Origin of the sequence: Kribbella sp. (assembly GCF_035687465.1) — a bacterium.
Taxonomy (GTDB): Bacteria; Actinomycetota; Actinomycetes; order Propionibacteriales; family Kribbellaceae; genus Kribbella.
The window spans coordinates 1-10,207 of record NZ_DASRXP010000040.1 but is presented as its reverse complement, the minus strand read 5'-3'; the positions used below and the strand labels follow the sequence as shown (position 1 = coordinate 10,207).

Here is a 10,207-nt window from a genome sequence, read left to right as displayed (position 1 = left end):
TCTCCCCGCCCCAGCCGATCCATCCCTGCCTCGCCTGCACGCGCCTACCCCGCCCCGCCCTCACGCGGCATCACCGCCACCCCGCCCCAGCCTCCGGCATCACGGCCGTCCACCTCGCAAACCCCGATGCCTGCGCTGCCTGGTGATCGCCTGCCGCCTCCTGCTCCGCCGCGGTATGCCAAGCCTCGGCGGGAGCCTCGTCCGCGGCGGCATCTGAGCCCGCAGGCAACTTTGTTGAGCCTTGGAGTTCTGCTCCTGCTTGCGGCCGGCGTGACCTTCCTGGCCGTCACGTGGGACAGCCTGCCGATCACCCTGCAGGCCGCCATCATGGCGACGCTCGCCGCGATCGCCCTGGCCGGCGCCGTACCGGCCGCCAAGCACAAGCTGACCGGCACTGCGGAAGCCCTCGCCATCCTCGGCACCGGCCTCCTGGCGGTAGACCTGTACGGCATCCGCGAACTCGGCCTCATCTCCCCCAGTTCCATCGACGGCATCACCTACGCCGCCGCCGCGACCGCGATCGTTGCCGCCGTCAACCTGCTGATGACCCGCTTCGCCCCCACCGTGGTGACGTTCGGCGTAGCAACAGTCCTGATCGGGCAACTCCCCTTACCCCTCCTCCTGGCCGAGCGCGTCGACGTCCCGCTCTACCTCCTCGGGCTGCTACTCCAGGTCATCATCACCCTGCTGTGGTCCGGCCAAGGCACCAAGGTCGTCCGCACCACCGGCGCCATCTGCTCCGCCCTGTTCTTCACGGCGATCCTGATCATCGGTTCCGGCCGCGTCTTCCTCGCCCTGATCGCACACCACCACTCAGAGTTCGGGTACGCCGCCGACGACCTCTTCAGCCTCTCCATCGCCGACTTCTCCGCAGCCCTCGCGACAACCGGCGTCATCTGCTTGTCCGCCGCCACCGGCATCCTGTTACTGCGCAAGAGAGCGCTCCCCGCGTCTCTGCCACCGACCGCCGGCGTCTGGATCTGCACCGCTGCCGCCGCCTTCACCATCGCCGCGTTCCTGCCCCAGATCCCCACCGCCGGCCGCTGGCTGACCACCGCCCTCGCAACAGCCCTGGTCCTCACCGACCTCCTCCGCCCCCGCACCACCACCCACGCGACGACCAGAGCAATGTTGCAGGCGGCAACGATCACCGTGGTCTCGGTCAACCTGTTCGTCTGTCTGATCTTCGCCGACGTCCTCCAACTCGGCCTGATCGCGGCGATCGTCTCCGCTCTCGCCCCGCTCGCCGCCTGGCGCAGGCGCGTCGACCTCACCACCGCGGCCACCGTTGCGAGCCTCTCCGCCCAGGTCGCGATCCTGCTCACCCTCGCCGACGGCTACTTCGAGTACTGGACCGGCGGCATCGCACTGGCCGTCGTCGGAGCCTGCTCGATCGCCTTCGCCACCCGCTACAGCGGCCTTGCCCCAGAACGCGCTCTCCTGGTCTCCGCGACCTCGGCCGTCTTCTTCGCGGAGCTCATCATCGCGATGGTCTCCCCCGACACCGGTACCGGCATAGTCCTGACCATCGCAGCAGCGCCGCTGATGGCCTACGGCATGCGACCCGGCCGGCGCGAAGCGCTGCTGATCGCCGGACTCCTGCTCGCAGCCGCCAACACAGCCTTCGTACTCGGTAGCGGCGCCACCACGATCGAGTGGTTCACCGTCCCGCCGGCCATTGTGGTACTCGCGATCGGCCTGCTCCGCTGGCGCGACCAGTCCAGCTGGATCTTCCTCGGCCCGGGCCTGCTGATCGGCCTGACCCCGTCCGCCTTGATTGCCGACGGCAACGACGTAGTACGGACCACGCTGGTGATCGCCGCCGCGCTCGCCGTGATCCTGATCGGCGTCCGTTTCACCCTGCAAGCACCGTTCATCATCGGGGCGACCGTACTGGCCAAGATCGGCCTCTGGCAGTTCGTCGAGGTCGCTCCCCTGATCCCCCGCTGGATCACCCTCGCCCTGGCCGGCGCCGTACTGCTCGCCGTCGGCGCCACCTACGAACGCCGCCTCCAGCAGGCCAAGGAAGCCGCCCGCTGGCTCACCAACCTCCGCTGACACTCCGACAGGCTGCAGTCGCGGCTCACCGCCTTCATACTGGTGGCTGGACTGACGACTGCAGCGCCGGGGGGCGAATGGCCAACCGCGAGGAATCGGATTCATCCGAGGCAGTGGTGTTGACCCATGCGCTGGAGAAGCTCCGGATGCGTGAGGGCCTGGTGCTGTCCCGCCTGCAGGACGCCAGGAAAGAGGGCGTCACCTCCCTGCTAAGACTGCCCGTGGTCCAGGCCCACGCCCAACGTCAGGACATCGATCCGGCGGTGGCCGCGCTGCAGATCATCGCCCAGTCCGTCCGGGACACCACCGACGGCACCCACCGGATCGTCGCCGACGCGATCCTCGGCCTCGGAGTCCTGGCCGATGTCTACTCCCAGCACGAGCTCGACGAGAAGGTGATCCAGTCGCTGCGGGCCGATTCGCTCGGCCGGCGCCGGATCACCCTGCTGACCCACTGGCGACGACTGCAACTCGCGATGGGCCTGGAGCCGACCGAGCCGCCCAGCGATCGCACCCTCCGCGGCACCACCGAAGCCGAAGTACTCCGGCAACTCGCCCGCCAGCTACTCCGGCCCGAGGACTACGCGCTGTTCGCCGCGGAGAACGACGAGCCGAGGCCCCCGCCGGCCCGGACCCAGCCGACCGGACGGGTCATCGTGATCGGCGGCGCGGTGACGGACGTGATCTTCCGGACCAGGGTGATCCCGCAGCATGAGACCTCCACGCAGGCGAGCGACTGTCTGCTGTCGCCAGGCGGCAAGGGGGTCAGCCAGGCGGTCGCCGCGGCCCGGCTCGGCCTGAAGGTCAGCCTGGTCGCGGCGCTCGGCGACGACCACTTCGGCCAGGACATCGTCCAGTACCTGCGGTCGGAGAACGTCGACACCTCGCTGCTGAAGATCGTCCGGGGAGCCCGGACCCCGATGACGGGCGTGTTCGAGTTGTCCCTCGGCGACAGCATCGCGGCCGTCTGGCGCAACGACCGCGAGATCAACCTCAGCGTCCGCGACATCGACCTGCTGTCGCGCCAGATCTCCGACTCCGATGCCATCCTCGTCACCTTCGAGGTGCCGCGGGACACCGTGCACCGCACCCTGACGATCGCGCACGCGCACCCACGGACCCGCCCGATCGTCATCGTCACGCCGGGCCAGCCGTACCCCGACGGCGGCATCTCCCGCCAGTCCCTGGCCCAGATCGACTACCTGGTCGCGCACGCCTGGGAACTCGAGCGGTACACCCCGGCCGAGCAGGCGAGGTTCAACCCCGACCGGCTCGGCGAGCACCTGCTCGAGCGTGGCGTCGGCACGCTGTGTCTGCTGGAGAACGGCGGCGGACTGATCTATTCGCAGGTCGCACCCGATCTGCACCGGCTGCCGACGGTCGCCTCGCCGTTCAAGGAGTCGGCTACGACCCGGGACGCGTTCTGTGCCGCGCTGGCCGCCAAGCTGATCGACGACGGCCCGTTCACTGCCGGCGTCGCCCGCTGGGTGACGGCGGCGATGGCGTGCGCGGCCGAGGACTTCACCCACGAGACCACGATGCCCGACCGCGACCGGGTCGAGCGCAAACTCCGCGAGGTCAGCAGCAGGAACCACTGAGCCGAAGACCTGCCGGTCAAAGGTCTTGTTGGCAGGACGGCTTGGGGTCAGAGCCCCTGACTGGCAGGCGATCCTGATCTGCCGCCGTCGGCGTTGCCAATTGGCAGCGGCGGCGGGACTTTGGCAGGACAAAGTCGCGAACCCGGGGCCGATCGGGTCCACCGGGCCCGGCCGACGGCCGATTGACGCGCTTAACCGGTCGCCAATTAAAAAGATTGACGTCCAATTGCCGTGCTGTTCACTGAAAGCAGTGAGAAAGACACGCGGTGAAGGGGACCCAATCTAGCGCACACCGCAGCCAATGCACCACCGAGTCGGCCAATGGAAATGAGGTGATCCCGATGACTGCGAATGCAGCACTCACGTTGATCCTGATGGCGACCACCGCCGTCGTCCTGTTCTCCTTCTGGAAGCAGATCCTCGTTCTGCTTCTGCTGGCGCTCGTCACGATCTTCTGCTTCGGCCTGTACAGCGTCGCCACCGGCATGACGAGCTGACAACTACCCGACTTCCGCGGACCAGCGCACCCCCATCGACGCGGGTGCCCTGGTCCGCTCTGCCGTCCTCCACCGGGCCCGAGGACCGATCAGCGGCGCAGCCGGTGCCGCTCCTCCACAGGCACGTACTCCGTCTCGCCCCGCAGCCGGCAACAGAACATCGCGGAGTCCAGCAGCCTCGTCCGGCTCTGCTCCACCAGGGCTCCCGACCCGATCCGCACCTCGGCCAGGTTGGCGGTCCCGAACGTCGACCGCAGTTGCCGGGGACTCATATAGCGCGCGTCGACGTACAGATAGGGCCGCGGCCGGATCGACAGCCACTGCTGCCAGTTCGCCGCGCGGTAGCTCGATCCGGTGAAGCCGAGGTTGGGGTCGACCGCCGTCGTCAGCAGTTCGACGGACCCACCCGACTGGCGCATCACGGTCCGCACCTTCGACAGCAGATGGGAGATCGCGTTACTCGGGGCGACGTCGAAGGAATAGACCCGGGAAACGTCCCACATCCGCGCCATCGGTACACCGAACTGTTTCTGCAACTGCTTGCCGACCGCGGTCCATTCGAGCGGCGAAACACTGCACAAAGTGACCGGACGTCCGTGCACCGGATCCAGCAATGCGAAGTTCCGCGAACCCGCCCGCGCACTGCGTAAATAATGCAGGTGACTGAATATCGCCGCAGCCTCCTGCGCGTCGTACTCCGCGAAACGGAGATCCTGCAATGAATAAGCATCGGACGGGATCAACTCCAGCACCTTCGCCTGGTCCGCCCGCAGATCCACTGCCCTGTTCCGCAGTTCGGTCTCAAGCTGCCGCCGCGTCACCCGGCCGCTGTGTCCTGCCACTCGCGGCAGATGCAACAGCGTCCGTACTCCGAGCGCCCGTGGCTCGACGCCATGCCTCAGCGCGAACTCGCGCACCAGGTCGTCGAAGAAGGCATCACCGCGGCGGCACTCCTCCAGGGAGAACTTCGCAGGTGAGCCGGTCGGTGGAAGGGCGGCGATCTCCGCCCCAGCGGCAAGGGCACACAAGCTCCCGCCTCCTGTCTTGCCGAGGGCGTCGAGGACACCCTGAAAATGATGGTACCCACGGGCAGGAGCAGCCCGCAGCGACGAACCGGTCGGCACTGACCGGTTCGGATCAGACGGCCCCGCGGGGCCGGGAAGTTCCCGCTGAACTCAGCGCTCGGCCTGGAGGCTGGCCTTCAGGATGGCGAGGCGGGGCTGGACCAGGTCGTACTTCAGCTGCAGCGGGCTCATCCGGGCCTGTTTGACGCGGTAGTCGACCCGCAGCACCCGCTTCACCTGGTCGTGCGGCAGACACAGCACCGGCTGGTCCTTCAGCAACTCCCACTGGTCACCGGTGAGATCGATGACGAGGCGCGCCGGGTCGTGCCGCTGGCCGACCTCGACCCAGCAATGGCGTTCGAGCGCCACACCAGCCTGGTCGATGGCGATCAGGTCGCCGTAGCAGTACGAGATCTCCAGGGCGGGATGGGCCTCTTCGAGCACCTCGACCAGCCACGCCGAGCTGACCCCGCACTGCCCGCGCGAGGCGGTGGCGTTGTCCCCCGGAGCGCTCTTGAAGCTCTCGTGGATCGTCTGGTCCGACCAGGCGTCCATCAGGAGCTTCCGGTAGCCGGTGAGGTCATCGCACCAGGCCGGCAGCACCGGGCGGCCTCTCACCGGACGAGCCGACGACGTGACGGAATGGCTCGATACAGTCAACGACACGGGCTGACGTCTCTCTCTGCGGTAGGTGACGCAAGGTGCGGCCGAGCATAGTCCACAGTGCGACGCGAGGTGACGCGGCACACACAGATGCAACGATCTCCACCCGTCCGGGTTACCACTGCCGTTTCGGCGGGATGGGTCGCACCGGGTGCAGCGGGTTCGGCATCCGCCCCGTGACCGGGATCGGCGGTCGCGTGTCCAGGTCCGCATACCCCAGGGTCAGCCGGTAGCCGTTGAGGGGATACCGCGCGAAAGTCTCGCCGGTGAGGCCGGTCGCTTCGAGGCGTTCGGCGTGCTGCGGAACGGTTCTGGCATAGAGGTCGAGCTCGCCTCGAAGCATTCCCCACAGCCGGTCCGGCGCGAGCAGGCCGGCCTCCTCCAGCAGGTTGGCCAGCGGGTTCAGCACCCCCAGGAACAGCGCGTCGACGAGATACTGCCGAAGGACGTGCCAGGGCTTCCGAGGCAGTACGCGGGCATGCGAGTCGGGCTCGGATCCCCGGGCCTCGATCGGCTCAGTGGAAAGATTGACGTCGTCGACGAGGTCCTTCACCACGATCCGTGCGGGCATGCCCTCCGGCCCACAGATCACCGCGAGGTTCTCGCCATGCGGATTCACCGTGATCCCGTACTCGTGCATCAGATGCAACAACGGCCGGATCAGGGCCGCGAGCAGATCGGCGACCCACGTCTCCGCATCAGCCCCCGACTGAGCGATCAGAGCGCCCACCAGCGGTTCCCCCGCCGCATCAACATGCAGTACTGCGGCCAACGGCCAAGCCGTCTCCCCGGGTTGCAACCGCGGCTCCAGCGGATCCCGCCAGATGCAGCCAAGCGTCTCCGTCCACTGATAGGGCACCCCCGGCGCCGACGACAACTGTGGATGCCGCACAGTCACCGAGGCCACCTCACCCAGCAGTTCCGTACCCAGCCGGCTGAACACCTCGTCCCGGTACCAGATCCCCCGCAGCCACTGCGTCACCATCGGCGCCGCGAGCGTGCAGTGCTCGGGGATCCCGCGATACACCGACGTGTTCAGGATCTTCAACGGCAGCTTCACCTGGTACCGCAGCGGCTGCGACACGTTCACCATCGTCCGGATCGACTGCGTCGGCAGATAGTCGTCCGGCCCCTCCCCGAGCACCACGATCTCCCCAGTAGCAAGCTCCCGAGCCCACTGCGTCCGTACTACGTGGTCGAGCTGCCACGGATGAACCGGCATCCACACATAGGCATCGGGATCCACCAGTTGGCCGCGGAACTCCTCCAAAGCACCCGGGCCCAGCTCCCGCCCGACCACAGCATGCTCCGACAGGTCAGGCGTCCCCCTGAACTCCGCGAGACCACGGCGTACGGCTAGCCAGACAAGGCGAAGCGGAGTACGGGCCTCTGGGGTGTAGCGGGTGCTGTCCGAGGCAGAGAAGCCCAAGCGGCCCTTGTTCGCCACTAGTAGCGGGTGGCCCGTCAGGTGGCCCTCCAACTGGGTGTGGTGAATCCCGACCAGATCCTTGTTCAGCGCAGCACTGGAAGCCATCCGCACATCGGCGGCAAGGGTGCTCGACAGCTCCGCGACATACCCGGCGACTGTGGAGCCGCTGGTCCCCAGCACCTCAGTGGCATCCACCAGGAACTGCACCGGATCGGTAGCGACCTCGCTCTCGTCGTTGCCCAAGATCCCCGCAGCGGTACGGCGTACAGAGCCCGGCGTCACCCGGTAGCTACCAAAGGCACCGCTGACCGCCGAGAACGTGTACGTCGCGGCGCCGAGCTCCAAGCGACCGTCGACCGGCCGCAGCAGGTCCTCCGTGCACAGTTGCGAGATCAGCTTCGCTAGCAGGTCCGAAGAACACCGGTTCCAGGTCATCCAGCTAGCCCGGTAGGGAGAAGCTGGTGAAGGCGGTCGACTTGGGCAGCCGGAACACCTCGCGGCCGGCGACCGCGTTGAGGATGGTCGCGTTGCGGATGGCACCGATCCCCAGGTCAGGTGCTGCTACCCCGTGGCTGTGCAGGTCAGCGTTGGAGACGAACAACCTGCCTGCGACTGCATCGTCTGTGTCGACGCTGTGATCCCTGTGGATGACCCAGCGCCCCGCGGCGTCCCGGCTTACGAGGGGATCGACTGCGGACAAGAACGGCAGCGGGCGGTTGCTGTAGCCCGTGGCGGCGACGACCGCGTCACACACGTGCTGGAAGGTGCGACCACTGTCGGTATGGCGAAGGGTCAACTCGATGCCGTCGGCCCTAGCCACTGCCGCCTCCACTGCGACGCCGCATTGCAGCTCCACCGGCGCCACAGCCGAAGTACCGAGGTCGCGTTGGTAGAGCACGTCGTGGATGTCCTCGAGCGTGTCGGACGAGATGCCCTTGTAGTGCCGCCACTGCTCCTTCACCAACCTGTCCCGGGCAGCCTCGTCCAGACCGTGGAAGTAGTCCACGTACGACGGGGTCGTCATCTCCAGCACCAACTTGGAGTAGTCCAGCGGCGCGAACGACGGCGTACGGGTCAGCCAACTGACCGCAGGTCCACCGGAAGCGTTCGCCCGCAGCAGGTCCAGCGCACACTCAGCACCGGACTGGCCCGAGCCGACCACGGTGATCCTGCCGGCGCGCAGCAGGTCGTCCCGCCGGAACAGGTAGTCCGCGGAGTGCAGGAAGCGCTCCGGAGGCAGTCCGGCCAACGCGGCAGGCACCGCAGGCTGAGTGCCGACCCCCAGCACCAGATGCCGGGCCCGGAGCGTCACGACCTCGCCTGAACGGTCGACAGTCAACGCGAAGGCGTCGCCGTCCCACACCACGGAGCTGACGTGGTGTCCGAAGTGCAAGGAGTCCAACTGCGCCGCGCACCACCGCAGATAGGCCTCGTACTCACGTCGCGTCGGGTGGAACTTCTCCCGGACGTAGAACTGGTAGAGCCGGTCGTTGTCCCGCAGGTAGGACAGGAACGACAGCGGGTGGGCCGGCTCGATCAGGCTGACCAGGTCGGCCAGGAACGACACCTGCAACATCGCGTCGTCGAACATCAGCCCGCGATGCCAGGTGAACTCGGGCCGGCTGTCCAGCACCGCCAGCTTCACGTCGTCCACGCCGTCGGCCAATGCGGCTAGGCCAAGGTTGAACGGGCCACAGCCGATCGCGATCACGTCGTACGGGGCGGTAGTCATCTAAGGGCCTCCACGGTCCGGGTCCGGACCATCAGTAGTGCTGTCTTCTCGGGTAGCTGTAGCTCCCCTTGGCTGACGAAGCCGGCCGCGGCGAACGCGCGCACCGACGGGGTGTTGCGGGCGTCCGGTTCGGCGACGACGCGGCGGCAGCGGGGATCTGCCCGCAGCAGCGCGTCCGCGAGGGAGCGGAGCAGCTTGCGCCCGATCCCCCGGCCGACCCTGGTGATGTCGCCGATAGCCACATGCACGCCCCAGTCGTGCTCCTCGTAGGCGTAGTACTCCGCCAGTCGGTCGTACCGCACGCGGTAGAGCTCTACGTAGCCGAGATCCTCACTGCCGAGCGCTGCCATGCAGGGGATCGAGTGCTCCCCGGAGGACTGCGCTGCGAGGCTCTGGGCCCACCGCTCGACCGACCAGTCCTGCTGCCACCACTGCCGGATGTGTGGCTGGGCCATCCACAAGGCGATGGTCGCCGCATCACCGGGCGCGGCCGGGCGGAGGTCGAAACCGTTGTCCAGATGCAGCACGGTCTCGAGCTCACACCTCACTGCGGCCCCAGGCGCAGCGGGTTCGGTACCTCCAGGTAGACCGACTGCGCATCCAGCGGCGCGACCACCTCGTCGATCCCCCGCAGCCGGGTCAGCATGTTCGCTTTGCAAGGCAGGCGGTCCGCAGTGAGCCAGCGCTGGGCCAAGCGGTCTCCGTCGGGCCCAGCCGCCTTCAGCCCGGGCAACGCCGCCTCGAGCCTTTCACGGACCACATCGAGCAGCGCAGGCTCGGAAGCGAGTCCGTCAACCGCTAGGCACCCAACGACAGCCAGCGCTTGGTTGTGTAGCAGGTAGTAGGTCAGCCGGTCGTCCACCATCGCGTCCTCGACCACAGCAAGGGTGGAGTCGCTCAGACCGGTCACAGCAAGGAGGTCGGACAGGTAGGACGAAGCCAGGTAGTAGCCCTGGTTGTCCCGGTAGGCACCACCGATGACCTGCCCGCTGTCGTCCAGCCGGACCAGCGTGTTCTGCTGGTGCGCCTCCAGCCCGATCCCCGTCTCGGCGTACAGGCTGAGCATCGGGACGAGCACTTGATCGACGTACGACGCGACCCAGGCCGCCGGGTCATCCGCAGCCATCACGCCGAGCCGGCTGAGCTGGCCCGGCCGAGGCGCGACC

9 protein-coding genes are annotated in these 10,207 nt (G+C 67.7%); 3 read left to right on the top strand and 6 right to left on the bottom strand.

The genetic code is table 11. The features are described from left to right. The first annotated feature begins 234 nt into the window (after nt 1–234). The 3 genes from VFG33_RS01960 to VFG33_RS01950 all read left to right on the top strand — a co-directional run bounded on the left by VFG33_RS01960 (nt 235) and on the right by VFG33_RS01950 (nt 4,153). Nucleotides 235–2,058, top strand: coding sequence for an SCO7613 C-terminal domain-containing membrane protein (locus VFG33_RS01960; RefSeq protein ID WP_325021706.1), 1,824 nt, complete (start codon nt 235–237; stop codon nt 2,056–2,058). A gap of 146 nt (nt 2,059–2,204) precedes the next feature. Continuing rightward, a complete protein-coding gene (locus VFG33_RS01955; RefSeq protein WP_325021704.1) occupies nt 2,205–3,656 on the top strand; it encodes a PfkB family carbohydrate kinase in 1,452 nt (483 codons plus the stop codon). Between the two features lie 341 nt (nt 3,657–3,997). Beyond that, entirely contained in the window at nt 3,998–4,153 is a 156-nt protein-coding gene (locus tag VFG33_RS01950; RefSeq protein ID WP_325021702.1) for a hypothetical protein, read from the top strand. Between the two features lie 89 nt (nt 4,154–4,242). On the opposite strand, the gene VFG33_RS01945 is transcribed toward VFG33_RS01950, so the two are convergent. The 6 genes from VFG33_RS01945 to VFG33_RS01920 form a co-directional block, all read right to left on the bottom strand. Beyond that, entirely contained in the window at nt 4,243–5,181 is a 939-nt protein-coding gene (locus VFG33_RS01945; protein ID WP_325021701.1) for a Mom family adenine methylcarbamoylation protein, read from the bottom strand. A gap of 147 nt (nt 5,182–5,328) precedes the next feature. After that, entirely contained in the window at nt 5,329–5,835 is a 507-nt protein-coding gene (locus VFG33_RS01940) for a hypothetical protein (protein WP_325021700.1), read from the bottom strand. Nucleotides 5,836–5,995: 160 nt separating this feature from the next. After that, nucleotides 5,996–7,744 (bottom strand): IucA/IucC family protein, encoded by a 1,749-nt coding sequence (locus tag VFG33_RS01935; protein ID WP_325021698.1) that lies wholly within the window; start codon nt 7,742–7,744, stop codon nt 5,996–5,998. 4 nt (nt 7,745–7,748) lie between these two features. Continuing rightward, the gene (locus VFG33_RS01930) at nt 7,749–9,041 is read right to left on the bottom strand and encodes a lysine N(6)-hydroxylase/L-ornithine N(5)-oxygenase family protein (RefSeq protein ID WP_325021696.1); all 1,293 of its coding nucleotides are present in this window, start codon (nt 9,039–9,041) and stop codon (nt 7,749–7,751) included. Further along, nucleotides 9,038–9,568, bottom strand: coding sequence for a GNAT family N-acetyltransferase (locus VFG33_RS01925; RefSeq protein ID WP_325021695.1), 531 nt, complete (start codon nt 9,566–9,568; stop codon nt 9,038–9,040). Before VFG33_RS01925 ends, VFG33_RS01930 begins: the two co-directional genes overlap by 4 nt. A 17-nt stretch (nt 9,569–9,585) precedes the next feature. Continuing rightward, nucleotides 9,586–10,207 (bottom strand): IucA/IucC family C-terminal-domain containing protein (locus VFG33_RS01920; RefSeq protein WP_325021693.1); only part of this gene is annotated, 622 nt, incomplete at its 5' end.

Excerpts from the sequence above, each read along its gene's own strand:
- VFG33_RS01955 (WP_325021704.1), top strand. The coding sequence starts at position 2,205 with ATGCGTGAGGGCCTGGTGCTGTCCCGCCTGCAGGACGCCAGGAAAGAG.
- VFG33_RS01950 (WP_325021702.1), top strand. The coding sequence starts at position 3,998 with ATGACTGCGAATGCAGCACTCACGTTGATCCTGATGGCGACCACCGCC.
- VFG33_RS01935 (WP_325021698.1), bottom strand. The coding sequence starts at position 7,744 with ATGACCTGGAACCGGTGTTCTTCGGACCTGCTAGCGAAGCTGATCTCG.
- VFG33_RS01930 (WP_325021696.1), bottom strand. The coding sequence starts at position 9,041 with ATGACTACCGCCCCGTACGACGTGATCGCGATCGGCTGTGGCCCGTTC.